Genomic DNA, 26,335 nt, shown 5'->3' on the forward strand with positions numbered 1-26,335 from the left:
GTGCGGATCCCTCGACGGCGATGGCGCTGGCTCGCCGGCGTCCTGGCCGCGCTGATGCTGCTCTCGCCGGCCCTGGCGATCCGGCATGACGATGTCCAGTATCTTCCTCCCACCGGCGACGCCTACGATGCCGGCAGCGACAGCAGCGATGGCGGGCGACCGCACTATCCCGATGACGGGGGCGACGATGACTGGAAGGTGCCGGCCATCGTGGCCGGCGCCGTGGCGCTGGGCCTGGTGGGCCGCTGGCTGTACCAGCGCAGCCAGTCGCATTCGCCGTCGAGCGACGATGCCATGATGTCGCGCCTGCAGCGCCAGGGGCCGGTCTTCGCGCCCACCTACAACACCAGTGCCTTCGCCGCCATCGCCGCGGTGCGTGGCGACTGGCCCTTCGTGCTGAGTTTTTCCCACCACACCCCGGTGATGGTCACCCTGCGGCTCAGCGCCCGGGATGTCCCGGAGATCTACACCCTCCGCCTGCCTTTCGGCCCCGGCGACGTCGGCCAGCACCGACTGCAGTTCCGGCTGCCGCCGGCCTTCGGTGACAGCGAGCGCCCCGCCGCGATCGGCGTGACCGCCACCGACATGAGCGGCCAGCGTCCGGCGCCCGACTTCCGGCTGCTGGCCCTGGGCTGCGGCCCCCGGGCGATCGGCTCGGTGGCCATCGAGGAGGTCTCCTTCCTGCCTCGGCGCATCCGCGCCCAGGCCCGGGAGCGCGCCTCCTACCGCTTCTTCTCCCATTCCCGCTTTCCCCGCGCCGTGGCCGAGTTCATTCGCGTGGAGGACGCCACCGACGGCGAGCGCCAGTTCTTCGTCGACGAGGCGCCCATCGACGGCGGGCTCGCCGCCGGCCGCAGCATCGCCCCCCGGCAGTGGGACGGTCGCGACAGCTTCCGGCGGGTCTCCTCCGGCCCCCATCGCCTCAAGGTCCGCGCCTGGGCGCCCACCGGCGGCTGGGTCACCGCCTGGTCGGGGTCGCGGGTCAATGTCATGCCCTAGGCACGTCGCGGACACCGCCTGGCCACCTAGTCGGCCGTCAACGGCCGCCATGCCGCGGCCGGCAGGGCCACGACCTCGCCCTGGGGCGTGAGCCGGCTGCCGGTGAGGGTCTCCAGGCGGCGCACCGGCCGCGATGGCGGGGCGACGAAGGGGGGCAGGCGCCACAGCCGCCCCCGATCTCCCGTGGCCACCAGCACGCGGACCGCCGGAGTCGAGGCGTCGATATCCACCGTCGGCGACTCGCGCCCCCCGCCGCCCAGCAGTGGCGTCAGCGGCTGACCGCCGAGGGCATCCCAGAGCCGCACGCCCCCGTCGGTCTGCCAGCTGATCAGGCGCTCGCCGTCGGGCATGAAGGCCGCCCCGGCGACGGCCCCGTGATGGGACAGCGACGCCAGCAACGCCTGACGGTCCGCGTCCCAGAGGCGCACGCCCTCGGCGCTCCAGCTGAGCACCCGCCGGGTGCCGGCATGCCACCGCGCCCCGCGCACGTCGGCATGGGCCAGCGCCTGGGAGGCTTCCCCGAGAAGGCGGATCCGGCCCTCCGCGCTGGCGACCAGCAGTGGCTCGCCCTCGGCGGCGAGGCGGGCATCACGCACCAGCGTCCCCTCGAGCGGCGTCGCCAGCAGCGCGGGCGTCGCCGCCTCGGTGTCCCACAGGCGCAACCGACGATCCTCGCCCCAGGTCAGCGCCCGCCCGCCGCCATCCTCGGCGAAGCGCGCCCCGCGCAATCGACAGTCGCCTTCCGCCGCCTCGGCATGCGCGACCGGCAGCACCCGGGCGGTGCCCAGCCGCCACAGCCAGGCGGTACAACCCTGCTCGCCCCAGAACAGCAGGCGGTCGCCGGCGACACCCCATGCCACCCCCGCCAGCGGCGTGTCGCCGGTGGTGCCCCCGGGAGCGGCCAGTTCCAGGAAGCCGCCGTCCTCGCGATTCCAGACACGCACCTCGCCGTCGGCCGTGGCGGTGAGCAGTCGGCCACCGTCGGGGGAGAAGGCCGCATACACGGCGTCGCGGTCCAGCCACTGGACCGGGCGCTCGCCGGTCGGCGCCCAGGACCACAGGCGCCCCTCGAGGGTGACGGCGAGTACCCGCGCCTCCCCGGGCAGCGGCACGGCATCGAGGAGCGCCGCCGGGAAGCGCCACGGCGCACCCTCGACGCCCGCCACGGCCGCTCCCCGCCACAGGCGTAGGCCGCCGTCCGCCGACCAGCTGAGCAGCCGCCGTCCCGCCTCCCGGCTATCGACACCGACCACCGGGGCCGCATGGCGCAGCGGCAGGCCCAGCGGCGTGCCGTCGCGACGCGACCAGAGGCGTGCCTGGCGGCCGTGCCAGGTGATCAGCGGCCCTGGCGGCGCGGCGAAACGGGCACCGCTCACCGGCCCGGGAAGCGCCGCCAGTAGCTCGCCGGTCGCGGCATCCCAGAGCCTGGCCGGGCCGGCCCCGGGCGTCCAGGTGAACAGCCGCTCGCCCCGGACCCGTGGCGGGGCGATCTCCTCGGGGTGGCGCATGCCCGGCCCCAGCGGGGCGAGGGTCTCGAGGGCCCACAGGCGGGCGGTGCCGCAGGCGCCATGGTTCCACACCAGCAGGCGGGCCGGGGCGTCCAGGAAGCGGGCGCCGAGGGCCCGGGGACTGCAGCGGCCCTGCCCGGAGGGAGGCAGCTCATGACCGTCCTGGCCCGGCAGCCACAGGGTCCCGGCGGCATCCCACAGGGCCAGTTCCCCGGCCCGCCGCCCCAGGGCGCCGCCGACCACGCGATGGGCCTGCCCGGGCCCGGTGCCGGCCACCGGCGTCGGGATCCCCGCCTCATGGAGGAAGGCCGCCCCCTCGCCTGTCCAGGTGAGCAGCCGCGTGCCCAGGGGGGCGAAGGCCACGCCGGCCGGCGGTGCCCCGGCCAGGGAGCCGCGGCGCTCCCCCTGGCGCAGGTCCCAGACCCAGGCCTCGCCGCCGGCATGGCGGGTCACCGCCGTGGCCTCCTCGGCGCCACCGATCCACAGCCGCTCCAGGGCCGGCGGCGTCTCGATCAGCAGCTCACCGTCGAGGCGGTCGTGCACCCGGACACGGCCATCCGGCAGCTGCACCGCGACGCGTTGTCGCCAGGCGCGCCCCGTCGGGTCGACGGTCTGCAGCAGGCCCGGTCCCGGGGGCAATGCCGGCGTTGCGCCCTCCCCTCCCTCTGACCAGGCCAGGCTGCCGCCCTCGCGGCTCCACAGCCGCAGCGTCTCGCCCGAGGACGCGAAGCTCGCCATCGCCAGGGCCGGGCCGGCCTCGACGACGGCCTCGAGGGTCGGGCCACCGCCCAGGCGCTCGCCGGCCCAGTAGGCGCTGGCCGCCCGTGCCGGCTCCAGCGCCAGGGCCGCGACCCGCATGAAGTGCAGGCCGGCGCGGAGGGGATCGTCGTCCCGATCACGGGCACTCACCGCGTTGGCCCAGTGCAGGTCGGCCAGCCCCTGGCGGGTCGCCTGCGCCTGCTGGTGCAGCGACCAGGCGAACCCGCTGAGCCCGATGACGCCCCCCAGCAGCGTCAGCCAGGTGGCCCGGACCCAGCGTCGCTTGATCCGCTCACGGCGCCGGCGCTCCTCGCGCTCGGCGTCGCGCAGGGCACGACAGGCCTCCAGGTAGCGGCGCTCCTGCGCGTCGAGTGGCAGGGTCGCCTCCTGCGCCAGCGCCTCGGCCTCCTCCAGGCGTCCCCCACGGTGGACCAGCAGCTCGTCGCTCTTCCCGCCCGCCTCCCAGTCGGCGGCGGCACGACGCAGGCCCTCGTGGACCCTCAGCGCCTCGCGGCTGGCCCGCAGCCAGTGGTTCAGCCGACGCCAGACCCGGAACAGCGATTCGTGCGCCACCTCCAGGGTCCGCTCGCCCTCGTGGTCGCCGGCGATCAGCAGGCGTGCCTGGACGAAGCGCTCCAGCAGCGGCTGGCTCTCGGCGGGCAGCGCCTGCCACCGCACCACCCGGCGGGTGTAGCGTCCCTCGTCGTCGAGGCGCACCAGGGCGAACAGCGCCCGGCGCAGGGCGTGCCGCTGCGCCGGGGTGGGCCGGGCGGCGGCGAGTACCGCCTCGGCGGCCTGCGCCACCGCGCCGTGCAGGCCCCCGAGCTCGCGGTACTCGGCCAGGGTGAGCCGGCCGTCGGCGCGGCCCCGCTCCCACAGCTCGCGCAGCGTGAAGGCGAGCAGCGGCAGGGCGTCCTCGGTGGCGGTATCGGCGACCATCTTCTGCGCCAGGCCGGCCTCGAGGTCCAGGCCGGCCAGCTGTGCCGGCCCCTCGATGACCGCCGAGAAGCCTTCCACCGAGAGCGGCGCCACGGTCACGGGGGCCAGGGGGACATCACGCCAGCTCGACTGGGCCTGAAGGGCCCCCAGGAAGTCCGAGCGGAGCGTGGCGATCACCAGCACGTCACCGTCGCTGGCCTGCAGGACGGGACGCAGCAGATGACGAAAGGCCGATGCCTGTCCGCTGTCCTTCAGCGCCTCCTCGAGCTGGTCGATGACCAGCACCAGCGCCGAGCGCTCCCGGCCGGGGCACGCCTGCAGGGCCTCCAGCGCCGCCGGCAGCAGCGCCGGCGGCGCCTCCTCCCGTCCGGCCATCGCCGCCAGCTCTCCGGTCGCCACGCCCTGGGCCTCGAGGCCGGCCAGCAGCCCGGCCACCAGCGCCTCCCGCGGCCGCTCGCCGGGACGCATCGGCCCGATCAGCGTCCAGGCGTCCGACGTAGCGCGCAGCCGCGGCAGGATCCCGGCCCGCATCAGCGACGACTTGCCGCTCCCCGAGGCGCCCAGGAACAGCAGCAGGCGCGGCCCGCCGAAGCGCCGCAGCCGGTTGAGGCGATCCAGGGCACGCTGGATGTCGGCGTCGCGACCGAAGAAGATCGCCGCGTCCTGCTCCTCGAAGGCCATCAGGCCGGGATAGGGCGGCCGCCGGGGGTCCCAGTCGAAGACCCCGGCGAGTGCCCGGCGCAGCCGCTCGTACCCTGCCTCGGGCTCCTTGACCAGGTCGATCACCTGCAGCTCGCGAAGCTGCGGGCGCAGGGTACAGGGCGCGATGCGGATCGGCAGGATGGGCTTGCCCAGCGCCCGGGCATGGCTGATCTCGGCGAGGCACCAGCAGGACGCCATGGAGGTGTCGCTGCACAGCACGATCAGCGCCTGGCAGGCGCGCAGGCGGCGATAGAGTTCCTTCTCCCAGTCGCGTCCGGCCGGGATGCCATGCTCGACGTCGAAGTCGAGGAACAGCGAGTGATGGCCGTGCCGCTGCAGCCAGTCGGCCAGCTCGGCGGCGACCTCGGCATCACGGCTGCTGTGACTGATGAAGAGCGTGCTCATCCTGGCGGCCCGTCTCACCCACGAAGGGAAACGCCGTTGGCGTTACTCCCAGCCTAGGCGAGGGACGCCGCCGCGTCCGAGGGCCGCGCCTCGGCGAGGCCTGGGGCGGGCTTGGCGTCGTGGGCGGCGCCTGCCCTGATGCAGGGCACTGGAGGGGCGCCACGATGCCTCGGGCGGCCGCCCCTCAGCCCTCGACCAGTGACAGCCAGGCCTGCGCCAGCCAGCGACCGGCGCGGAGGATCTCGTCATCGCGGGAGCCGGCATAGCCCAGCACCAGCCCCGGACGCCCCGGCGCCTCCAGGTAGTAGCCCGAGAGCGGCGACAGGGTGATGCCATTGGCCGCGCCGCGCTCGACCAGGGTCGCCTCGAGGCCGGCATCGTCGAGCCAGGCCACCAGGTGCATGCCGGCCTGCCCTTCCGACAGCACGAGCCCCCGCGCCACGGCCGGCGCCAGCGCCCGGCGCAGCAGCGCCTGGCGTTGCCGATAGCAGTCGCGCATCTGGCGCACGTGCCGGGAGAAGTGCCCGGCGGCGATGAACTCGCCCAGCGCCGCCTGCACCGTGTACTGCCCCTCGCGATGCAGGCGGGCATTGGCGCGCCGGAAGGGCTCCACCAGGGCCTCGGGCAACACCAGGTAGCCGAGCCGCAGCCCCGGATAGAGCACCTTGCTGAGGGTGCCGACATAGATCACCCGGGCCGACTCGGTGAGCCCCTGGAGGGCGGCGATGGGGCGCTGGCCATAGCGGAATTCGCTGTCGTAGTCGTCCTCCACGATCCAGGCGCCGTGCGTCTCGGCCGCCTCGAGCAACGCCAGACGCCGCGGGAGACTCATGGTCACGCCGCTGGGATACTGATGGGAGGGCGTCACGTAGATCAGGCGCGGGTCGGCCTGCCCCGAGGGCACGCCTCCGGGATCCATGCCCTCGCCATCCACCGGGACCGGCACCAACTCGAGGCCGGAGGCATCGAAGCAGGCCTGGGCGCCGCCGTAGCCAGGCTCCTCCATCCACACCGCGTCGCCCGGGTCGCCCAGCATCCGCGCGATCAGCTCGAAGCCCTGCTGGGCCCCCTGCACCACCAGCACCTGCTCCGGGCGACAGCGCACCGAGCGCGACAGCCGCAGGTAGTCACACAGCACCTCGCGCAGCGCCGTCACGCCGCCCTGGGCGCGGTAGTCCAGCCACGCCTCGGGGGCGCGCCGCTGGTGACGCTTGAGCAGTCGCTGCCAGAGCTCGCGGGGAAAGCGGTCGAGGGCCGGCACCCCCGGCGGGAAGGCGCCGTGATGCCCGTCCGACGGGGCACAGAACCTCAGCAGCCGCTCGCCGCGCGGCGACAGCACCGCCGTCGGCGGAGCATCGTCCGGCCTCTCCGACGGCGTTCCGGGGCGGCCGAACGGCAGGTCGGCGACGAAGGTGCCGGCGCCGGGGCGGGTCTCCAGGAACCCCTCGGCGACCAGCTGGTCGATGGCGTCCAGCACGCTGTTGCGCCCCACCCCCAGCTCCCGGGCCAGGCGGCGCGACGACGGCAGCCGGCAGCCGCTGGCCAGGCGCCCCGACTGGATCCAGGCCCGCAGCGCCCGATACAGGCGGCGGGCCAGCGGCAGCGACGAGGCTTGCGTCAGTTCGATGCCCAGGGCCTCGCCGACCCAATCGGCGTGCACGGCGACAACCGGTCCCATGATTTTCCCCATAACTGGTCCTTATCAGGGAACCACTATGCCGACAGACTCTGATGCTGTCACCGCTGCCCACACGGAGGAGATCACCATGCCCATCCGCCATGCCCGGCTCGCCGATGTCGAGGCCCTGGGCGAGCTGCTCGACGCCTATCGGGTCTTCTACGGCCGGGCCAGCGACCCGGACGCCGCCCGCCACTTCATTGCCCGGCGCCTGGGGCTGGGCGACGCCCACCTGCTGGTGCACGACGACGCGGGAGCCCTGCAGGGCTTCGTCCAGCTCTACCCGCTGTTCAGCACCGTGCGCCTGGCGCCGCTATGGCAACTCAACGACCTGTTCGTGGCGCCCCATGCCCGTCGCCGGGGCATCGGGCGTGGCCTGTTGCAGGCCGCGGCCGACCTGGCCCAGGCCGAAGGCGTCCGGCACCTGAAGCTGTCCACCGGCATCGACAACCGAGCCGCCCAATCCCTCTATGAATCGCAGGGCTGGCGGCGCGACCGGGCCTTCCATCACTACGCCCTGAGCCTCGACTGACGGAGCCCCCATGTACCGACCCCGTGATACCCGCATGCCCCTGGCACAGGCCCAGGCGCTGATCGATGCCCATGGCTTCGCGATGCTCGTGGACGGCAGCCTGCGGGCCAGTCACCTGCCCCTGGTGCTGGAGCGTGGCGAAGGCGCACTGGGCACCCTCTACGGCCATTTCGCCCGCGCCAACCCCCACTGGCGCGAGCTGGAGGGGCGGCGGGTGCTGGCCGTCTTCCAGGGGCCGCATGCCTATGTGTCGCCCCGCTGGTACGCCGCCAGGCCGGCGGTACCGACCTGGAACTATGCGGCCGTGCACGCCGGCGGCACCCTCGAGCGACTCGACGATGCCGCCACCCAGGCGGCCTTCGACACCCTGGTGGCCAAGTACGAGCCCGATCTGCTCGGCGACGCGGAGATCCTGAGTGATGCCTATCGCCGACGGCTGGTCGAGGGCACCATCGGCTTCCGGATACGCCTGGACGATCTGCAGGGCAAGGCCAAGCTGGGCCTGGGCCGCTCGCGGGAGGACCAGGCCGGCGTCCTGGCCGGGCTGGGCGACAGCGCCGATCCACTGGCCCGGCAACTGGGGGCCTATACCGAACGCTATCTCGAGGACACGCTCGAGACGGAGGGCGAGGATGTCCCCTGATATCGCAGGCGGTTCGCTCGGCGTGCTGGGCCCCCATGGCCAGCCCATCGGCGAGACGGTGGACGACTGGCAGGGCGCGATGCCGCTCCCGGACACGACCCTGACCGGGCGCCGGGTCCGCGTGGAACCCCTGGATGCCGGCCGCCATGGCGATGCCCTCCACGCCGCCCTGGGCGAGCCGGGGGAGACGCCCGGTGACGCTCCTGAGGCGCGCTGGACCTACCTCGGCGGCATCCCCTATGCGAACAGGGACGAGTTCGATACCTGGCTGGCCGCCCGGGCCGATAGCCGCGAGCCGCGGTTCCGGGCCATCGTCGACCGGGCCAGCGGCCTGGCGGTGGGACTGGCCGCCTACCTGAACGGCGTGCCCGAGCACGGCAGCCTCGAGGTGGGACACCTGCATTTCTCGCCGCGCCTGCGGCGCACCCCGGCCGCCACGGAGGCCATGGCGCTGATGATGCGTCATGCCTTCGCCCTGGGCTATCGCCGCTACGAATGGAAGTGCGATACCCTCAATGCAGCGTCGCGGCGGGCCGCCACCCGCCTGGGCTTTCGCCTCGAGGGCGTCTTCCGCCAGCACCGGGTGGTGGCCGGGCGCAATCGCGACACCGCCTGGTTCTCGATCCTGGACGGCGAATGGCCGGCCCTGGAGGCGCGCCTGTGGCGCTGGCTATCGCCGGACAACTTCGATGCAAAGGGGCGACAGCGCCTCTCGCTTTCGGCCCTGACGGCGCGATCATCCGCCAGCGGCTGACGCCGCCTCCTCGTCGAGGTCTGCGCTCAGGGCCCCGACACCGGTGCGGATAACGCCGCCTCGGCCTCGCCGTCGCATTCGAGTCCCAGGAAGCCGCCGGACTGGCGACGCCAGAGCGCCGCATAGAGGCCGTCCCGGGCGAGCAGCTCGTCGTGCCGGCCGGTCTCGACGATGCGTCCCGCGTCGATCACCACCAGCCGGTCGAGCATGGCGATGGTCGACAGCCGGTGGGCGATGGCGATCACCGTCTTGCCCGCCATCAGGGCGTAGAGCTGCTCCTGGATGGCCGCCTCCACCTCGGAGTCCAGCGCCGAGGTGGCCTCGTCGAGCACCAGGATCGGGGCGTTCTTGAGCAGCACCCGGGCGATGGCGATGCGCTGGCGCTGGCCGCCGGAGAGCTTCACCCCGCGCTCGCCGACCCGGGCGTCCAGGCCGCGTCGCCCCTGGGCATCGACCAGCTCCGCGATGAAGGCATCGGCATGGGCCTGGCGCATCGCCCGGCGGATATCCGCCTCGCTGGCCCCGGGGCTGCCGTAGCGGATGTTGTCGCGCACCGAGCGATGCAGCAGCGAGGTGTCCTGGGTGACCATGCCGATGCGCCGCCGCAGCGACTCCTGGGTGACGCCGGCGATGTCCTGGCCGTCGATCAGGATGCGTCCGCCCTGGAGGTCGTAGAAGCGCAGCAGCAGGTTGGCCAGGGTCGACTTGCCGGCCCCCGAGCGACCGATCAGGCCGACCCGCTCGCCCGGGGCGATGGTCAGGTCGAGCCCGTCGAAGACCGGGCGGGCCTCCCCCGTCGCCAGCCCGTAGCCGAAGCGCAGTGCCTCGCAGCGGATCTCGCCCCGCGGCACCGAGAGCGCCCGGGCGTCCGGGGCATCCAGCACCGCCGGGGGACGCGCGATGGTGTTGATGCCGTCCTGCACGGTGCCGATATTCTCGAACAGCCCGGCCACCTCCCAGAGGATCCAGTTGGACATGAAGCGGATGCGCATCACCAGCGCGATGGCCACCGCGATCGCGCCCAGGGTCACCGCCTCCAGGTACCAGGCCCCGATGGCCGTGGCGGCGACAGCGGCCAGCAGCAGCGAATTGAGCAGCGTCAGCGAGAGCGTCAGCTTGGTGGCGAGGCGCATCTGGCGGTGCACCGTGACCATGAAGCGCTCCATGGCGTCGCGGGCGTAGTCCTGCTCCCGCCGGGTATCGGCGAACAGCTTGATGGTCTGGATGTTGCTGTAGCTGTCGACGATCCGCCCGGTCATGCGCGCCCGGGCATCGGCCTGGTCCATGGAGACCCGCCGCAGCCGCGGCACGAACACCCCCATGATCGCCACATAGCCGGCGAGCCAGGCGCCGAGCGGAGCCATCAGCCAGGGCTCGGCCTGGCCCATCAACAGCATGGCGCCGGCGAAGTAGACCAGCACGTAGACCAGCAGGTCCATCAGCTTCATCACCGTCTCGCGGATCGCCAGGGCCGTCTGCATGACCTTCTGGGAGACCCGCCCGGCGAACTCGTCCTGGTAGAAGGCCAGGCTCTGGCGCAGCATGTGGCGATGCGCCAGCCAGCGGCCGAGCATCGGGTAGTTGCCGAAGATGCTCTGGTGGGTCAGCAGCGACTGGAGCAGGGTCAGCAGCGGCAGGCCGATCACCACCAGCGCCGCCATGCCCGCCAGGCGCCAGCCGTACTCGGCGAAGAAGCCCTCGCGCTCGGCGTCGGCGAGCCAGTCGACCAGCTCGCCCATGTAGCTGAAGAACAGCACCTCGGCGGCCGACACCAGGGCGGTGACCAGCGACATGGCGATCAGCAGCGGCAGCACCGGGCGGGAGAAGTGCAGGATGAACGGCAGCAGGCCGCGCGGCGGGACCTGCGGCTCTCCCGCCGGGTAGGGATTCACGAGGGTCTCGAAAAAGCGGAACATGCGCGCCTCGGCATGGGAGCGGACCCGGCAGCGCGACGCTGCCGGGGTAATATGCGCCGGACCGGCTGGAACGGCGGCTCGTCGACGCCCCCGGCCGGGGTCCGGGTCATGCGACCCTGGGGCGGGTCACTCGTTCTGGTAGGGACGGCTCCAGAGCCTGGCCGGCTCGTGGCGGTTGAGGACCTCCTCGACCTCACGCTGCGCCGAGTCGCCGATGATCACCTTGAGCTCCCGGGCCTGCTCGTCGAGGAACAACGACTCCCGGGGAAACCCGTCGGAGACCAGCTCGTCGAACGCGTTCCGGGCCTTGAGCTCGCTGTCGTAGGCCGCCGTGACGGTCTGCGTCATGACCTCTTCCTCCTGCATGGCTGATGTCGCCCCGACCGCTGCCGCCGGGGCCCTCTCAGCATGGCTCCTCCCCCGGCGTGCCGCCAACCGATGGGCGATGCACCCCGCTCAGGGCATCTCGCGCAGCCGCCAGTCGTTGTCGGTGAGCGGCTCGCCCCCGTCGGGCGTGACCCGCACGGTGTCGCTCAGGCCGATGCCCCACTGCCCCGGCAGGCGCAGGCAGAGCGGCAGGTGGAAGACCATGTCGGCCTCGAACTCGCGGACCTGGCCGCGGGCGATGTAGCCGGTGCCCTCGACCCAGCTGGGCGGGAACTGGCCGCCCACCGCATAGCCGAACACGCCCGAGAAGAACACCCGATCGGCGTGGGGCGCCAGCACCGCCTCGGCGGCCCGCGCCGCATCGTCGAAGCTGCGGCCCGGGCGCATCGCCGCGATCAGCGCCTCGTACATCCCCCGGCCGACATCGCGGAGCTCGTGCATCCCGGGGCCGGCCCGGCCGGCCACGGCGGTGCGCATCATCGGCGCCGTGTAGCGCTGGAAGGCCGCGCCGAACTCCAGGAACACCGGCTCGTCCCGGGCGATCACCCGCCGCTTGTGGTTGACGTGGATGGTGCCGCTGCGCGCCCCGCTGGTGACGATGGGCTGCAGGCTCATGAACTCGCTGCCCGCCGCCAGCATCGCCCGGGCGCCCTCCGCGGCCACCTCGTTGTCGGTCACCCCGGGGGCGATGGCCGCCATGGCCGCGCGCAGCCCCGCCGAGGTGATGCGCGCGCTCTCGCGCAGGCACTCGAGCTCGAGCGCGCTCTTGACGATACGCAACCGGTCGAGCAGCTCGCCCCCCTCGTGGCGGAAGCGCTCGGCGCCCAGCCGCGCCTGGAGGGGCTGGATCACCCCGAGGCGCAGCCCGGCGCCCATGGCGTCGATGCCGATGGTGTGGAACGGCGCCAGCACCTCGGCCAGTGGCTCGACGACCTCCTCGACCCCCTCCCAGCGGTAGCCGAGGATCTCGTCGACCCGCGCGGTGACCACCGCCGGCCCGGTCTCGATGGAGGCGACCTGCAGCACCAGCCGCTCCACCGAGACCACCAGGCAGGCATGCACCGAGACCTCGAAGGTGTGGTAGCCGGTGAGATAGTGGATATCGGCCGGGTCGGTGAGCAGCAGGGCCTCGAGGCCGGCCTCGCGCATGGCGGCACGCAGCCGCGTGCAGCGGGCCTCGAGCTCGGCCTCGGGAAAGGGCAGCTCGCTGCCGCCGAGGGCCTCGGCGAGAACGTGGCGATAGCGGTGGTGATCCATGGGGGCTCCAGGCGCAGGGGACCTCCCGCCAGTGTAGCCGGGACGGGCCGGGCGACCGGGCAAATAAGGCTGTTACCGCACCGCCCGGTTTCGTAGAATCCTGGCACGAGACCAGACGCAACAGGACAAATGCAATGGGCAGGGCCTTCCAGAACCGCAAGGAATCCATGGCCAAGACGGCCGCCGCCAAGACCAAGGTCTACAGCAAGTACGGCCGCGAGATCTACGTCTGCGCCAAGCAGGGCGGCGTCGACCCCAATGGCAACCTGGCCCTGCGCGGGCTGATCGACCGCGCCAAGAAGGACCAGGTGCCGTCCCACGTGATCGACAAGGCCCTGGACAAGGCCAGCGGCGTGGGCGGCGAGGACTACTCCCCGGCCCGCTACGAAGGCTTCGGCCCGGGCAACTGCATGGTCATCGTCGAGTGCCTGACCGACAACCCCAACCGCACCTTCGGCGACGTGCGCGCCTGCTTCAACAAGGCCAAGAGCAAGCTCGGCACCCCGGGCAGCGTCAGCCACATGTTCGACCACTGCGCCATCCTGGCCTTTGCCGGCGAGGATGAGGAGGCCACCCTGGAGGCGCTGATGGAGGCCGACGTCGACGTCACCGACATCGAGAACGAGGATGGCCGGATCACCGTCTTCGCGCCGCATACCGACTACGCCAAGGCCAAGCTGGCGCTGATCGATGCCTTCGGCGAGCTCGACTTCGAGGTCGACGAGATCCAGTTCGTGCCCCAGACCACCACCCCGGTGGAAGGCGACGACGTGGCGATGTTCGACAAGCTGCTCGACAGCCTCAACGAGCTGGACGACGTCCAGAACGTCTACCACAGCGCCGAGCTGGACTGACGCCCGCCTCGCCGACCCCGCCCATGACGCCAGCGGCCGCCCCTCGGGGCGGCCGCTGGCGTGGCGAGGCGCGGCTCAGGTCAGGTGGCGCACCACGAAGCGGGCCAGCAGCCGGCCCCGCGCATCGTAGAACTCGAGTTGGTCGGCCAGCACGCGGTAGCCGGCCGTGGCCTCCAGGGCGGCCAGGAAGCGCGACTCGAGGGGGGCGCCCTTCGCGCAGGCCATGCGGGTGCCGGCCAGCGTACCGAAGCGCAGCGCATCGCCCCTCAGCAGATAGGCACCCGCCAGGCGGTTGCAGCCGGTGGCGCCGGCCACCCGATTGTCCTCGCCATGCAGGACCAGGTGCGGCTCGCGCCCCTCGGCCGGCACCGTCACCGGGGTATCGCCCAACTGGACCAGCTTCCAGTAGGTGTCCTCCAGGGTCTCGCTCACGAAGGCCTCGGTGCGTCGCAGCCGGTAGTCCAGCGCGGAGTCGATCTCGCGCCCCTCCAGGTCGAGCAGCTCGAGGGTGTCGGCATCGCGCACCCGCCACAGCCGCGGTCCCTGATCGCCGCCGGCCAGGGTGAGGGTCCGGTGGCTGCCATCCAGCGACCAGTTGCCGCGCTCGTGAAAGCGGCGACGCTCGTCCGGCCCCAGGTAGGCCGTGGCCAGGGTGTAGACCCCGTCGGGGAACAGCGAGAGGTGATAGCGGATGCCCTCGCAGTCGGCACAGGGCAGTTCGCCGCGGAAGCTGGCCGGCAGCTCGCCCAGCGCCGGCTCCTGCTTGCCGGCGCGCTCGAGCGCCGCACAGCCCACCAGGAAGACGGCGGTCAGCAGGAAATAGGCATAGAGGAACATCCTTTTCATCGGGGAACATCCTGTCGCACGGGGGCGGGTACGCGCTTTGACCACAGGATGCGAAAAGGTTCGGCGCGGCCGCTGGCCGCGCCGGGAGATCACTCCACGGTGATGGTGATCGGCGCCGAGATCACCGGCGGATCGAAGCTCAGGTGGCGATGGTCCATGAACAGCAGCTGCAGGGTGTGCTCGCCGGGGGGCAACTCCAGGGTGGCCTGGGTCTGGCCGCCGCCGAAGTGGCGGGTCTGTTCGGTGGAGGGCAGCGGGGCCGAGAGATCGACGTCCGCCAGCGGCGTGTCGATCAGCAGGTGATGGTGGCCGGTGTTCGGGGCCTCCATGCCGGCCGGGGCCACCCCCATGCCCTTTAGCCCCATGCGCACGGTCAGCGGTCCCGAGACGGTGGCGCCATCCTGTGGCGCGATGATGTCGACCTTCGCGTCCTCCGGCGGCGCCTGGCGCTGCATCTCCTCGGCCAGGGCCGGCGAGGCCAGCAGGGCGCTGCCGAGCAGCACGGCGGCGATTCCGGAAAGTGAACGGCGCATGACGATACCTCCTGTACCTGGTTGGGCTCCAGGACGGGCCCCTTGGCCCGTCGCGAGCGTGCCCGGGCGGCGGGCACGACAGCCACAGTGTAGCAAGGCTCGCCCCGCCTGCCGGGCTACTCCTCGTCCTGCGCTTCCCGCAGCCGTGCCAGGCGCCAGGCTTCCTGCTCCCGGGCATCCTCGATGAGGGTGACCAGCTCGTCCACATCCACGGCGGCGGGATCCACCGCGAAGCGCCCGGTCAGGGGGCTGTCCGGGTGCAGCTCGCCGGCCTCAAAGAGCGCCCAGATCTCCCTGCCGTAGTCGGTGTCGTGCAAGGCCGGGGCGAACCGCCCGAAATGGGCCCGCATGTTGTCGACGTCGCGCCGCAGCAGCATGGCGGCGCTGTTGTTGCCGGCGGCATCCACCGCCTGGGGCAGGTCGATGATCACCGGCCCCTCGGCATCGAGCAGCACGTTGAACTCGGAGAGGTCGCCATGCACCAGGCCGGCACACAGCATGCGCACGACCTCCCGGATCACCGCGTCGTGATGGGCGATCGCCTGCTCGGCGCTCAGCGGGACGTCACCGAGGCGCGGTGCCACCCGGCCGTCGGCGTCGGTGATCATCTCCATCAGCAGCACGCCGTCGACGAAGCCCTGGGGCGCCGGCACCCGGACCCCCGCCGCCGCCAGGCGATAGAGGGCATCCACCTCGGCATTCAGCCAGGCCTGCTCCTGCTCCCGCTGGCCGTAGCGGGTCTTCTTGGCCATGGCCCGCTCGCGGCGGCTGTTGCGCCCCCGTCGGCCCTCCTGGTACTGCACCGCCTGCTTGAAGCTGCGCTGCCTGGCCTCCTTGAAGACCTTGGCGCAGCGTCGCGCCTCGCCGCAGCGCACCACATAGACCTGGGCCTCCTTGCCGCTCATCAGCTGGCCGAGGACCGCATCGATCAGGCCGTCGTCGACCAGTGGCTGCAATCGCCTGGGAATCTTCATCGCGTTACTCCGGCGGCACGGGTGGGGAACGGCGCGCCGGGCATCAGCGCTGGACGCGACGGGCGCGGTAGCTGCGGCCCTTGAGGCGACCGCCGTTCAGCTGCGCCAGGGCGGGCTCGGCGAGCTCGCGCTCGACGGCCACATAGGCGCTGCGGGCGAGCACCTTGATCTTGCCGATCCGCGCCCCGTCGAGGCCGCCCTCCCCGGTGAGGGCGCCGAGGATGTCCCCCGGCCGGATCTTCTGCTGCTTGCCGGCGCCGAGCTGCAGGGTCGCCATGGGCGCGCGCAGCGGCGCCGGCTCGCCACTCAGGCGGGGGAGCGCCTCGGTCTCGAGGACCTGGCCGAGGAAGGCCTCGAGACGCGCCAGCCGATGCCGCTCGTCCTCGCCGACCAGGGTACAGGCCATGCCCTGGTGGCCGGCCCGGCCGGTACGCCCGACCCGATGCACGTGAACCTCGAGCTCCCGGGCGATGCGGTAGTTGAACACCGCATCGAGCTCGGCGATATCCAGCCCCCGGGCCGCCACATCGGTGGCCACCAGCACCGAGGCGCTGCGATTGGCGAACAGCACCAGCCGCCGGTCGCGGTCCTGCTGCTCCAGGTCGCCATGCAGGGCCAGGGCGCTGATGCCCGACTCGTCCAGTGCCCGGGCGAGCTCGCGGGTCTCCTGCCTGGTGTTGCAGAACACCACGCTGGCGACCGGGCGCCGGGCCAGCAGCAGCCGGCGCAGGGCCTCGAAGCGCGCCTCGTCGTCCGCCACCCGGTAGAAGTGCTCGCGGATGGTATCGTGGCCGTGGGTCTCGGCGACCGACACGCTGAGCGGGTCGCGCGTGCGGCCCTCGGCCAGCGGGCGGACACCCTCGCCGTAGGTGGCGCTGAACAGCCAGGTGCGGCGCTCCTCGGGGGTGGCGGCGATGATCGCCTCCAGGGTGTCCTGGAAGCCCATGTCGAGCATGCGATCGGCCTCGTCCAGCACCAGGGTATCGAGGCCCGACAGGGCCAGGCTGCCCTTGCGCAGGTGCTCCTCCACCCGTCCCGGGGTGCCGACGACGAGATGGGCGCCGTGGGCCAGCGAGGCGAGCTGCGGCCCCAGGGGGGCGCCGCCACACAGCGTCAGCACCTTGATGTTGGGCAGCCCCCGCGCCAGCCGGCGCAGCTCCTCGGCGACCTGGTCGGCCAGCTCCCGGGTCGGGCACAGCACCAGCCCCTGGACCCGGAAGCTCGCCGGGGCCAGCCGCGCCAGCAGTCCCAGCCCGAAGGCCGCGGTCTTGCCCGAGCCGGTCCGGGCCTGGGCGATCAGGTCGCGACCGGCGAGCATCGCCGGCAGGCTCTCGGCCTGGACCGGCGTCATGCGCCGGTAGCCCAGCGACTCCAGGTTGGCCAGCAGCTCGGCGGCCAGCGGCAGGCGGGAGAAGGCGCCGGCGGCGTCCTGGGAGGGGGCATCAGTCACGGGGGAACCTGTCGTGTGCGGGCATGGAAGCGGGAGGGGGACGCTACGCAGTTGCCGCCGCCAGGGCAAGCAGAAAATCGTCGCGTGCGCGCTCCCCGGTGGCGGGAGGCCCTCACGGGCTGGCGGTCGCGTCGCAGCGGCGCAGCCTGCCGAGCAGCCTGCCGGGGCTCTCGGGACGCCCGAGCAGGAAGCCCTGCACCTCGTCGCACCCCAGCCCCTCGAGGAAGTCGCGCTGTGCCTCGGTCTCCACCCCCTCGGCGACGACCCGGAAGTTCAGGCTGTGCGACATGCTGATGATGGCGCCGAGCAGGATCTCGTCGTCGACATCGCCGGGCACGTCGGCGATGAAGCTGCGATCGATCTTGAGGATCTCGATCGGCAGCCGCTTGAGGTAGGTCAGCGACGAATAGCCGGTGCCGAAGTCGTCGATCGCCAGCCCCAGCCCCATGGCACGGATCTGGTGGAGCACCGGCAGCACCTGATCGACGTTGTCCATCAGGTGGGTCTCGGTGATCTCGAGCTCGAGCAGCCGGGGCGGCAGGCCGGCCTGCTGGATCGCGCCCTGGATATCGCGGATCAGTTCGCCCTCGTGGAGCTGTCGCGGCGAGAGGTTGACCGAGACCGGCACCGGGTAGCCCGCCTCGGCCCATTGGGCGGCCTGGTGACAGGCCTCCTCGAGCACCAGGCGGCCGATGTCGACGATCAGCCGGGAATTCTCGGCGATGGGGATGAAGGTGCTCGGCGGCACCGGGCCGTGTTCCTCGCTCTGCCAGCGTACCAGTGCCTCGGCCCCCACCACGCGCTGGCCGGTGATCTCGAAGCGAGGCTGGAAGAGCACATAGAGTTCGCCGTTGTCGATGGCCTTGCGCAATCCCGCCTCGTAGCGCAGGCGCAGCTGGTGGCGCTCGTCGATGGACGGGTCGAAGAGCACCACCTTCTGGCGGCCGAGGGACTTGGCCTCGTACATGGCCTGGTCGGCATTGCGGATCAGCGCCTCGACGGAACAGCCATGCCGCGACGCCAGGGTGATCCCGAGGCTCGCGGTGCTGTGGCAGGATGCCACGCCCAACTCATAGGGCTCGCTCAGGTTGCGCAGGATGCGCCGGGCGATGGCCATGGCCTGCCCCTCCTGGCCGATCCCGCGCAGCAGGATGATGAACTCGTCCCCCCCGAAACGGGCCACGGTGTCCCGGGACTGGACACAGTGACGCAGGCGATCGGCCACCTGGCAGAGCAGCTCGTCGCCCAGGGAGTGGCCGTGGGTGTCATTGATGTCCTTGAAGTGATCGATATCGATGAAGATCACCGCCGTCTCCGTCGACGCCTCGCCCTGCAGCGCCTCATCCAGCTTGAGGGTGAAGAGGCTGCGATTGGCCAGGCCCGTCAGGGGGTCATACCAGGCCAGCCGTTCCAGGCGCTGCTCGGCGACCTTCAGCGAGGAGATGTCGCTGAACAGCAGCACGTGGTGTCGCTCACCCTCGGTGGGCGGCAGGCTGGTGACCGAGACCAGCACCGGCAGGCTGCTGCCGCCACTCTGCTGCAGATCGCACTGGCCCTGCCAGCGGTCCCCCCGCGACAGGTGGTAGGTCACCTCGGGATGCCCCAACAGGAAGTCGCGGATGGCGGCGGTGGCTCGGGACTCGTCGTGTCCGCTCATCTCCCCGAAGGCCCGGTTGGAGAGCAGAGTGCGATGGTCGTCGTCGAGCACGACGATCGCCTCACTGGTCTCGGCGAACACCTGGTGGGCGAGATGCAGCTGCTCCCGGGCCTGGGTGACGCCGGTGATGTCGGTGGCGATCCCGCCGACCAGATAGGGCCGTCCCTGGTCGTCGTAGATGGGGAACTTGGTGACCAGGTAGCGATGGAGGCCGTCGGGGGTATGCAGGTCCGTCTTGTACTTGACCGGCACCAGCTCATGCAGCAGCTGCTGATCGGACTCGGTGGCCAGGGCCACCACCTCCTCGTCCAGGGTCTCTTCGGCCCGGGTGCGGAGAAGCGCGTCCGGCGTCGAATGGACCGCCCAGGCGTAGCGCTCGTTGACCAGCCGGTAGCGATTCTCCAGGTCCTTGACGAAGACCAGGTCGGGCGAATGCTTGAGGATCCCGGACAGGTACTTGTCACGTTCGCGGATGCGCGTGAGCATGGCCTCGAAGGCCTTGCCGACCCGATTGAACTCCAGGAACCGTCCCCCCTCGAAGGGCGTCGGCACCCCACTCAGGGGCACCTGTTCGGCATAGCGCACCAGGTTGTCCAGCGCCCGGGTCGTCAGCCGGCGCAGCACCAGCATCAGCACGATGCCGAAGCCCAGCACCAGCACGGTGGCATAGAAGATGCTGGACAGGTAGGTATCGCGCAGCGCCGCGAAGCTGTCGCCGGGCAGCAAGGAACGCACCCGGTAGCGATCACTGTTGCCGACCTGCAGCACATGCTCGCGGACCACCCCCTGCGGGGTCGTCACGACCGGACCGTCGGCGCCGTCCAACACCTCCAGCGCGTCGAGCTGGCTCGGGTTCCGGGCCAGGGCGTCGAGCACCGCGTCGTCGTGGCTGAGCACGGTGGCCCGTGCCCCGAACAGCGTCTGCAGGGCATTGGTGATCCAGAAGTTGTCGTTGAGCTGCACGAAGACGTGCAGCCGGCCGACCACCTGGCCCAGTGACGGCTCGAGGATCGGCCGGGTCAGGCGCAGCAGGCTGTAGTGCCGGCCCTCCACCCGCGCATTCACCGTGGTCCAGGTCGACAGTGGGGCCGACTGCCGACTCAGCGCCGCCAGCGGCAGGGGCGTGCCCAGCAGGCTGACGCTGGTCGAGACGAAGGCCTCGTCGTCGGTCTCGACCACCAGCGCATCGATATGCTGGGCTTCGTTGTCGCCCTGCAGGCTTTCCAGGACCGCCGATACCGCCGAGCCGTCGCCTTCGCTCAGGGCCCGGCTCAGGCTGTCCAGCTCGACCAGGCCCAGGCTGTAACGCCGGATGTTGCGCAGCTCGGACTCGACCAGGCTCTGCAGCACGCGCTGGTCCCGGGCATGGGCCTGGCGGGTGCCCTGTTCCAGGGCCTGCTGGGCCCCCATGTAGGCGGTGGTCAGCAGGATGATGGCGACCATCGTCAACAGCGCCAGCTGCAGCACCAGCACCATCCGGGAGAAGCGCCAGGCCCGCATCAGGGCGCCTCCGGCGACGGCTCGCTGAGCCGGAAGGCGCGTCGCTCGAGTCGCGCGGTCGCCTCTGGCGACGTGTCCCGGGTGATCAGGGCGATATCCCCGGCGAAGATGTCGGGCACCCGTCGGGCCTGGCCCGTCAGGTCCAGCTTGATCGCCTCGGCCATGGCGATGCCGTTGTCATCGTTGAGGCGCAAGGCGGTGACATCCAGGCCACCGGCCGCCAGGGCCTCCCGCTCGGCCGCCCCGCCGCCCCAGCCGTTGAGCAGGACCGTCTCTTGCTTCCCGGTCTCGCGCAGCGCGCGCAGGGCGCCGAGGGCGACATCCGTGGAGCTGGCGAAGATCATCGTCAGGTCGGGATGGGCCTCGAGGGTCCGGCGGGTGGCGCGATAGGCCCGGTCGCTGTCGCCGTCGGTGAAGAAGGCCGCCACCTGCTCGACCTCGGGATGGTCGGCGGCCATGGCGGCGAAGGTGCCGCCGCGCATGCGGCTCACGTAGCCCGGGGTGAAGTAGAGCATCAGGTACTTGCCGCGATGGTCGGCACGCTCGAGCATCCAGTCGGCGATCAGCCGGGTGCCCTGGACATGGTCGAAGCCGACGTGCAGGAACGGCAGGTGGCCCTGCCACTCGGCCAGCGGGGTGGTGATGTTCTGCAGGATCAGGCGGGGCTCGCCCCGCGCCAGCAGGCGCTCGATGATGCGCTTGTGCGGCAGGGCGTCCAGGGTGAAGACCAGGTAGTCCGGCTCCCAGGCCAGGGCCTCGGCCAGTTGCTTCGCCTGGAGGTCGACGTCCACCGAGGGGCGCGAGAAGAAGGCCTTCAGCTCATAGGGGATGTCCAGACGGCCCAACCGTGCCTCGAAGGCGACCAGGCTGCGACGCCAGTAGTCCGAGGTCTGCAGTCCCGGATAGACGACGGCGATGCGCACGGGGGCCTCGGGCGGTGTCGCCAGCGGCACCGCCGGCTCGCGGACCCGCTCGGCGAACGCCGCCATCAGGGTGCGCTGCTCGGGGTGCCGGGCGAGATGCTCCTCGACCCGGATGTACTCGTTCTCCGCCCCGGCCGGCGTCGCCGCGCCGAGCCCGGCGACCAGGGCCAGGCCCAGCACCCAGGCAAGCGGGCCGCTGACTGGCGGCGGGCGATGCTGCATCGCGATGGTCTCCTCATGCGCCGGAAGCGCCGCCAGCACCGATGACCGAACACCCGCGTCCCTGACGGCCCTCCCGTACGCTCCCAGGCTGACTCCCCATCCTGGCGGAGTCAAAGATCTCCTCCCTTCTAGTTAAGTTAATGCTGATTAAAAACGCAAAAGAGGGAGGATCAGTCGGGCAATCGACTTACATGAACCTAAGCGATGTCGTACAAGACGCCCCGCCCGGGACCGCCGCCACTCCCCCGACTCACGCTCCGCCAACGCTGTGGCCTGATAGGGTGGAAGGCGAACTTCCCGACGCCGAGGGCCCTTGAGACCGCCACCACGCCTTCTCTTCCCGATCCTGGCGGGGCTGCTGGCCGCGGCCCTGCTGCTCCCGCTGCTGAGCCATGAGGCGGCACCGCGTCTGGCGCCGCCGGACGAGAGCGGGACGCTGCGGGTGGCGACCCGCAACGCCGCCACCACCTACTACCTGAATCGCCACCGGCAGACGGTCGGCCCCGAGCACGACCTGGTCCAGCGCTTCGCCGCGGCCCATGCCTGGCGGGTCGAGTGGACGCTGTTCGAGACCACCGCCGCGGTGCTCGCGGCGCTGGAAGACGGCGAGGTCCACCTGGCCGCCGCCGGCCTGACCCACCTGCCGTCCCGTGACGCGCGTTTCGCCCGGGGGCCCGCCCATACCGAGATCGTCGAGCAACTGGTCTGCCATCGTGACGACCGGCCCCTGCCCCGCCGGGTCAGCGAGCTTGCCCGGGTCGAGGTGCGCGTCACCGCCGCCTCCAGCTACGCGGAGCGGCTGCAAAGCCTGGTCAACGACCACACCGGCTTTGACTTCCGGGAGGACCCGCGCAACACCGAGACCCTGCTGGCGGCGGTGGCCGAACGGGACGTCGAATGCACCGTGGCCGATTCCAACATCGTGCGCATGACCCGCCGCCACTTCCCGCACCTGGAGGTGGCGCTCGACCTGACCGCCGGGGAGCCCCTGGGCTGGTACCTGCCCGACGATCAGGCGCCGCTCGCCGGGCAGGCCCGGCGGTGGATGGCCAGCGCCGCGGGGCAGACGGCGGTGGCGACCATGCGCCAGCGCTACTACAGCCATATCGGCGAGTTCGACTTCGTCGACCTGCGGGCCCTCAACCGGCGCATCGACGAGCGACTGCCGCGCTTTCTCGACCTCTTCCTCGCCGCCGAGGCCAAGACCGGCATGCCGGCGGACCTGCTGGCCGCCCTGGCCTACCAGGAGTCCCACTGGAACCCCGAGGCCGTCTCGCCCACCGGGGTGCGCGGCATCATGATGCTGACCCGCAACACCGCCGCCTCGCTCGGGGTGGACAACCGGCTGGACCCGGCGGCGGCCATCGACGGCGGCGCCCGCTACCTCGCCGACCGTCACCGTCGCCTGCCCGACAGCATTCCCGAGCCGGATCGCACCTACCTGGCGCTGGCCAGCTACAACATCGGTCGCGGCCACCTGCAGGATGCCCGGGAACTGGCCCGGGAACTCGGCAAGAATCCGGATTCCTGGGCCGACATGAAGGACGTGCTGCCGCTCAAGGCCGATCGCCGCTACTACCCGCGCACGCGCTATGGCTATGCCCGCGGCTACGAGCCGGTGCACTACGTGGAACGGATTCGCAACTACCTCGACGTGATCGGCCCTGCGCTGAGCGCCGCCCCCTCCCCGGCAGGCGACGCCGCGCCGGCACAGGCCGGGGGCCTCGAGGGCTCCGCCCCCACCGGCTGACGGCAGCGGCCCAAGGCCCGGAGCCGGCCTCGCGGCTCTCGACCGGCCACGGGACCTGCCGCCTCAGCCCCGGGCCGGCGTCCGGCGGGTGGCACGGGCCAGGAAGTCGCGATTGACCCGGCTGTGGGGCTTCAGGGCCAGGCGCTCGTGGGCCAGGGCCTCGGCCAGGTCGTGCAGGCCGCCACGCAGGGCGGCCTCGGTCAGCGTCCAGTCGATCACGTCGCGCTGGGCGTGGCTGCCGCCGAAGCGGTTGGCGATGAAGCGCACCGCATGGAGCTGTTCCGCCGCCACCCGATAGTCCCCGTGCCAGAAGGCCACGAAGCCCTGGACCAGCGGCAGGCCGATGTCCCGCGTCCAGCGGGCCGCCTCGGCGGACGGCTCGGCGGGCGAGCGGAAGGCGGCCAGGATCCGAGCCACGTCCGGCTCGCGCCCGGCGCCCAGGTAGGCCATCACCGCATGCCAGTCGTTGAACGGATAGAGCCGGCCATCGGCATGGCGGTCCCAGGTATCCGCCAGCTCCTGCCAGTGCCCGGCGAGATCGCATCCCAGCAGCGTCAGCCGCCACAGCAGCGCGGAGGCGTCGATCATGTCGAGGGCCACCTCACTGTGGTCCTGGCGCACCGGGCCGTCGTAGAGCGCCAGCGCCTCGTCGACTCGGCCCAGGTCGAGGTAGTAGAGGGCGTGATGCCACCAGTTGTGGACGCGGAAGAAGTTGTCGTCGCCGGACCAGTAGGGTTCCCGGATGGTCATCCAGCCGATGCCGTCCTCGGCCCGCCCCTGCATCTCCATGACATGGGCGACCGCATGGTGCGCCCAGCAGTCGAGGGGCTCGAGCTCGACGGCGCGGCGCCCCTGCGCCTCGGCGCGGGCGTAGTCGCCGGTCTCCTCCAGGCCGAAGGCGTGCATGCCGAGCAGGAGCGAGTAGCCCGGCACCTCGGCCGACCACTGCGGCAGCACCCGGGCGATGCGGTCACGCAGGTCGCGGGCATTGGCCCGGTAGAAGTCCAGCAGGTGGCCACACTGCAGGCCCACCAGGTCCCTCGGGAAGTCGACGTTGTGGCGATCCAGGGCGAGCGCCGCGGCGGTCCAGTTGCCCTGCAGCAGGCGATCCAGGGCGGCCAGCAGCGACGCCTCGCGCGCGTCGAGCGCCAGCGACCTGACGCCCTCGGCGATGGCGCGGGCCTGCTCCGCGGCCTCGGGCTCGGTGGCCACCGCGTACAGCCAGGCCTTGAGGAGATGCGCCATCGCGAAGGCGGGCGCCTGGGCGATGGCCTCGTCCAGCCGGGCGACGGGGTCGCCCCGGTACAGGTTGAAGGCCGTGACGGCCTCGTCGTAGGCGTCGACCGCCGCGGGGGTCGCGCCCGACAGCGGGTTACCTTGCCGGTCGGCTGACATGGGGAGTCCCTCCGGGAGAACGGACGGCCGGGGGACGCGCCCCATCGCCGCCGAGCCCCCGCCGGGTGACGCCGGGCGCAGGGCCTTTCCCTGAGTCTAGTCCCGTGGCGAAAGCCGCACCGCGCCCCCTCTCGGCCCGCGCGGCTGGTTCGCCTCAGCCTCGATTCAGCCGAACAGCCTATGGTGAGGCCCAGCCGCCCTTCATACAGTGAGCCTGACGTCCGGGGGAGTCCTCGCCATGAACCAGCGCTATCAGAGCATCCTCGAGACGATCGGCAACACGCCGGTGGTGCGCATCAACAACCTGGCGCCGCCGGGGGTGTCGCTGTTCGTCAAGATCGAGGCCTTCAACCCGATGGGGTCGGTCAAGGACCGCCTGGCCCTCGGCGTCATCGAGGACGCCGAACGCCGCGGCGACCTGGCCCCGGGGCAGACGGTGGTCGAGGCCACCAGCGGCAACACCGGCATCGGCCTGGCCATGGTCTGCGCCCAGAAGGGCTACCCGCTGGTGGTGACCATGGCGGAGAACTTCAGCGTCGAGCGGCGCAAGCTGATGCGCTTCCTCGGCGCTCGGGTGGTGCTGACCCCGGCCTCGGAGAAGGGCTCGGGCATGGTCGCCAAGGCCCGCGAGCTCGCCGAGAAGCACGGCTGGTGGCAGTCCCGCCAGTTCGAGAACCCGGCCAACGCGGCGATCCACGAGCGGACCACGGCCGTCGAGATCCTCCGTGACTTCGCCGACCAGCCGCTGGACTACTGGGTGACCGGCTTCGGCACCGGCGGCACCCTGAGCGGCGTCTCCCGGGTCCTCAAGCGCGAGAGCCCGCACACCCGCATCGTGGTCTGCGAGCCCGACAACGCCGCCATCCTGGCCAGCGGCATCCCCCAGGCCCGCCTCCCCGACGGCGGCCACGCCCAGAGCCACTCGCAGTTCCGCCCCCACCTGATGCAGGGCTGGACGCCGGACTTCATCCCGCAGCTGGTGGAGCCGGTGCTGGCGGAGCATCGCATCGACGAGTACCTGGCCATCAACGGCAATGACGCCCTGCGCTGTGCCCGCGAGCTGGCCAGCCGGGAAGGCATCTTCGTCGGCATCTCCGCCGGCGCCACCTTCGCCGGGGCGCTGCAGGTGGCCGAACGAGCCCCGGCGGGCACCACCCTGCTGTGCATGCTGCCGGACACCGGCGAGCGCTACCTGTCCACGCCGCTGTTCGAGGACGTGCCCGTCGAGATGACCGAGGAAGAGACCCTGTTGTCCTGCTCGACCTCGGGCTACCGCTTCGACGTGGCACCCCGCCCCCCCCCCTCCGGCGCCGCGGCCCCCGCCGAGGCCATCGATGCCGAGGCGGAGGCCGAGGTCGACCGGCTGATCGGCGACCCCCACCAGCCGGTGGTGATGTTCGCCCTGGAGTGGTGCGAGTTCTGCTGGTCGGTGCGCAAGCTGCTGCGCCACTACGCCATCCCCTACGAGAGCGTCGACCTGGATGCCGTGGACTACCAGCAGGACAACCTGGGCGGGCGAATCCGCGCGGTGCTGCGCGCCCGCACCGGCGTGCTGACCTTGCCGCAGATCTTCATCGGCGGCGACTTCGTGGGGGGGTGTACCGAGCTGTTCGAGGAGAGCAAGGACGAGCGCCTGTTCGCCCGCCTGCTGGCCCTGCACGTCACCCACGACACCAGCCAGCCGATCGATCCCTATGGCCTGCTGCCGGGCTGGCTGCACCCGCGCTGAGTGACCACGCTCGCTGCTCACCC

Annotated in this window: 19 protein-coding genes; 7 read left to right on the plus strand and 12 right to left on the minus strand. The window is 71.9% G+C overall.

Going from position 1 to position 26,335, the window contains the following annotated elements; genetic code table 11:
- Positions 1 to 999 (plus strand): hypothetical protein, encoded by a 999-nt coding sequence (locus QWY76_RS15600; RefSeq protein ID WP_290312220.1) that lies wholly within the window; start codon positions 1 to 3, stop codon positions 997 to 999.
- A gap of 26 nt (positions 1,000 to 1,025) precedes the next feature.
- On the opposite strand, the gene QWY76_RS15605 is transcribed toward QWY76_RS15600, so the two are convergent.
- Positions 1,026 to 5,312, minus strand: coding sequence for an nSTAND1 domain-containing NTPase (locus tag QWY76_RS15605; protein ID WP_290312221.1), 4,287 nt, complete (start codon positions 5,310 to 5,312; stop codon positions 1,026 to 1,028).
- A 184-nt stretch (positions 5,313 to 5,496) separates the two neighbouring features.
- Entirely contained in the window at positions 5,497 to 6,990 is a 1,494-nt protein-coding gene (pdxR, locus tag QWY76_RS15610) for a MocR-like pyridoxine biosynthesis transcription factor PdxR (RefSeq protein WP_290312222.1), read from the minus strand.
- A gap of 88 nt (positions 6,991 to 7,078) precedes the next feature.
- Between pdxR and QWY76_RS15615 the strand changes: the two genes are divergently transcribed.
- From QWY76_RS15615 to QWY76_RS15625, 3 genes are read left to right on the plus strand one after another with little or no spacing between them, the layout of a single operon-like run.
- Positions 7,079 to 7,522, plus strand: coding sequence for a GNAT family N-acetyltransferase (locus QWY76_RS15615; RefSeq protein WP_290312223.1), 444 nt, complete (start codon positions 7,079 to 7,081; stop codon positions 7,520 to 7,522).
- Positions 7,523 to 7,532: 10 nt separating this feature from the next.
- Positions 7,533 to 8,165, plus strand: coding sequence for an FMN-binding negative transcriptional regulator (locus tag QWY76_RS15620; RefSeq protein WP_290312224.1), 633 nt, complete (start codon positions 7,533 to 7,535; stop codon positions 8,163 to 8,165).
- On the plus strand, positions 8,155 to 8,919 hold the full coding sequence (locus QWY76_RS15625; RefSeq protein ID WP_290312225.1) for a GNAT family N-acetyltransferase: 765 nt from the start codon (positions 8,155 to 8,157) through the stop codon (positions 8,917 to 8,919). The genes QWY76_RS15620 and QWY76_RS15625 overlap by 11 nt, the downstream gene beginning before the upstream one ends.
- Positions 8,920 to 8,945: 26 nt before the next feature.
- Here QWY76_RS15625 and QWY76_RS15630 read toward each other — a convergent pair whose 3' ends face one another.
- From QWY76_RS15630 to QWY76_RS15640, 3 genes are all read right to left on the minus strand, one after another.
- The gene (locus QWY76_RS15630) at positions 8,946 to 10,835 is read right to left on the minus strand and encodes an ABC transporter ATP-binding protein (RefSeq protein ID WP_290312226.1); all 1,890 of its coding nucleotides are present in this window, start codon (positions 10,833 to 10,835) and stop codon (positions 8,946 to 8,948) included.
- A 126-nt stretch (positions 10,836 to 10,961) separates the two neighbouring features.
- On the minus strand, positions 10,962 to 11,183 hold the full coding sequence (locus QWY76_RS15635; RefSeq protein ID WP_290312227.1) for a hypothetical protein: 222 nt from the start codon (positions 11,181 to 11,183) through the stop codon (positions 10,962 to 10,964).
- Positions 11,184 to 11,291: 108 nt separating this feature from the next.
- Complete coding sequence (locus QWY76_RS15640) at positions 11,292 to 12,479, minus strand: M24 family metallopeptidase (RefSeq protein ID WP_290312228.1); 1,188 nt, start codon at positions 12,477 to 12,479, stop codon at positions 11,292 to 11,294.
- A gap of 134 nt (positions 12,480 to 12,613) precedes the next feature.
- On the opposite strand from QWY76_RS15640, the gene QWY76_RS15645 reads away from it, so the two are divergent.
- Positions 12,614 to 13,333 carry a YebC/PmpR family DNA-binding transcriptional regulator gene (locus QWY76_RS15645; RefSeq protein WP_183382708.1) on the plus strand — a complete coding sequence of 240 codons (720 nt, stop codon included), beginning with the start codon at positions 12,614 to 12,616 and terminating at the stop codon, positions 13,331 to 13,333.
- Between the two features lie 75 nt (positions 13,334 to 13,408).
- On the opposite strand, the gene QWY76_RS15650 is transcribed toward QWY76_RS15645, so the two are convergent.
- From QWY76_RS15650 to QWY76_RS15675, 6 genes are all read right to left on the minus strand, one after another.
- Positions 13,409 to 14,179: an META domain-containing protein gene (locus tag QWY76_RS15650; RefSeq protein WP_290312229.1), complete on the minus strand. Its 771-nt coding sequence runs from the start codon at positions 14,177 to 14,179 to the stop codon at positions 13,409 to 13,411.
- 89 nt (positions 14,180 to 14,268) lie between these two features.
- Positions 14,269 to 14,712, minus strand: coding sequence for a DUF4399 domain-containing protein (locus tag QWY76_RS15655; RefSeq protein ID WP_290312230.1), 444 nt, complete (start codon positions 14,710 to 14,712; stop codon positions 14,269 to 14,271).
- 116 nt (positions 14,713 to 14,828) lie between these two features.
- Positions 14,829 to 15,686 (minus strand): PA4780 family RIO1-like protein kinase, encoded by an 858-nt coding sequence (locus QWY76_RS15660; protein ID WP_290312231.1) that lies wholly within the window; start codon positions 15,684 to 15,686, stop codon positions 14,829 to 14,831.
- A 43-nt stretch (positions 15,687 to 15,729) separates the two neighbouring features.
- Positions 15,730 to 17,136 carry an ATP-dependent RNA helicase DbpA gene (dbpA, locus tag QWY76_RS15665; protein ID WP_290312232.1) on the minus strand — a complete coding sequence of 469 codons (1,407 nt, stop codon included), beginning with the start codon at positions 17,134 to 17,136 and terminating at the stop codon, positions 15,730 to 15,732.
- 112 nt (positions 17,137 to 17,248) lie between these two features.
- Positions 17,249 to 20,293 carry an EAL domain-containing protein gene (locus QWY76_RS15670; protein WP_290312233.1) on the minus strand — a complete coding sequence of 1,015 codons (3,045 nt, stop codon included), beginning with the start codon at positions 20,291 to 20,293 and terminating at the stop codon, positions 17,249 to 17,251.
- Positions 20,293 to 21,438: a substrate-binding domain-containing protein gene (locus QWY76_RS15675; RefSeq protein ID WP_290312234.1), complete on the minus strand. Its 1,146-nt coding sequence runs from the start codon at positions 21,436 to 21,438 to the stop codon at positions 20,293 to 20,295. The genes QWY76_RS15670 and QWY76_RS15675 overlap by 1 nt, the downstream gene beginning before the upstream one ends.
- A 313-nt stretch (positions 21,439 to 21,751) precedes the next feature.
- Between QWY76_RS15675 and mltF the strand changes: the two genes are divergently transcribed.
- Positions 21,752 to 23,188 (plus strand): membrane-bound lytic murein transglycosylase MltF, encoded by a 1,437-nt coding sequence (gene mltF, locus QWY76_RS15680; RefSeq protein ID WP_290312235.1) that lies wholly within the window; start codon positions 21,752 to 21,754, stop codon positions 23,186 to 23,188.
- Between the two features lie 63 nt (positions 23,189 to 23,251).
- Here mltF and QWY76_RS15685 read toward each other — a convergent pair whose 3' ends face one another.
- Complete coding sequence (locus QWY76_RS15685) at positions 23,252 to 24,583, minus strand: tetratricopeptide repeat protein (protein ID WP_290312236.1); 1,332 nt, start codon at positions 24,581 to 24,583, stop codon at positions 23,252 to 23,254.
- Positions 24,584 to 24,821: 238 nt separating this feature from the next.
- Between QWY76_RS15685 and cysK the strand changes: the two genes are divergently transcribed.
- On the plus strand, positions 24,822 to 26,312 hold the full coding sequence (gene cysK / locus QWY76_RS15690; RefSeq protein ID WP_290312237.1) for a cysteine synthase A: 1,491 nt from the start codon (positions 24,822 to 24,824) through the stop codon (positions 26,310 to 26,312).
- Positions 26,313 to 26,335: the final 23 nt, after the last annotated feature.

It is taken from the genome of Halomonas maura (assembly GCF_030409305.1).
GTDB classification, from domain to species: domain Bacteria; phylum Pseudomonadota; class Gammaproteobacteria; order Pseudomonadales; family Halomonadaceae; genus Halomonas; species Halomonas maura.

Excerpts from the sequence above, each read along its gene's own strand:
- QWY76_RS15605 (WP_290312221.1), bottom strand. The coding sequence starts at position 5,312 with ATGAGCACGCTCTTCATCAGTCACAGCAGCCGTGATGCCGAGGTCGCC.
- pdxR (WP_290312222.1), bottom strand. The coding sequence starts at position 6,990 with ATGGGACCGGTTGTCGCCGTGCACGCCGATTGGGTCGGCGAGGCCCTG.
- QWY76_RS15615 (WP_290312223.1), top strand. The coding sequence starts at position 7,079 with ATGCCCATCCGCCATGCCCGGCTCGCCGATGTCGAGGCCCTGGGCGAG.
- QWY76_RS15620 (WP_290312224.1), top strand. The coding sequence starts at position 7,533 with ATGTACCGACCCCGTGATACCCGCATGCCCCTGGCACAGGCCCAGGCG.
- QWY76_RS15625 (WP_290312225.1), top strand. The coding sequence starts at position 8,155 with ATGTCCCCTGATATCGCAGGCGGTTCGCTCGGCGTGCTGGGCCCCCAT.
- QWY76_RS15630 (WP_290312226.1), bottom strand. The coding sequence starts at position 10,835 with ATGTTCCGCTTTTTCGAGACCCTCGTGAATCCCTACCCGGCGGGAGAG.
- QWY76_RS15635 (WP_290312227.1), bottom strand. The coding sequence starts at position 11,183 with ATGACGCAGACCGTCACGGCGGCCTACGACAGCGAGCTCAAGGCCCGG.
- QWY76_RS15640 (WP_290312228.1), bottom strand. The coding sequence starts at position 12,479 with ATGGATCACCACCGCTATCGCCACGTTCTCGCCGAGGCCCTCGGCGGC.
- QWY76_RS15645 (WP_183382708.1), top strand. The coding sequence starts at position 12,614 with ATGGGCAGGGCCTTCCAGAACCGCAAGGAATCCATGGCCAAGACGGCC.
- QWY76_RS15650 (WP_290312229.1), bottom strand. The coding sequence starts at position 14,179 with ATGAAAAGGATGTTCCTCTATGCCTATTTCCTGCTGACCGCCGTCTTC.
- QWY76_RS15655 (WP_290312230.1), bottom strand. The coding sequence starts at position 14,712 with ATGCGCCGTTCACTTTCCGGAATCGCCGCCGTGCTGCTCGGCAGCGCC.
- QWY76_RS15660 (WP_290312231.1), bottom strand. The coding sequence starts at position 15,686 with ATGAAGATTCCCAGGCGATTGCAGCCACTGGTCGACGACGGCCTGATC.
- QWY76_RS15670 (WP_290312233.1), bottom strand. The coding sequence starts at position 20,293 with ATGCGGGCCTGGCGCTTCTCCCGGATGGTGCTGGTGCTGCAGCTGGCG.
- QWY76_RS15675 (WP_290312234.1), bottom strand. The coding sequence starts at position 21,438 with ATGCAGCATCGCCCGCCGCCAGTCAGCGGCCCGCTTGCCTGGGTGCTG.
- QWY76_RS15685 (WP_290312236.1), bottom strand. The coding sequence starts at position 24,583 with ATGTCAGCCGACCGGCAAGGTAACCCGCTGTCGGGCGCGACCCCCGCG.
- cysK (WP_290312237.1), top strand. The coding sequence starts at position 24,822 with ATGAACCAGCGCTATCAGAGCATCCTCGAGACGATCGGCAACACGCCG.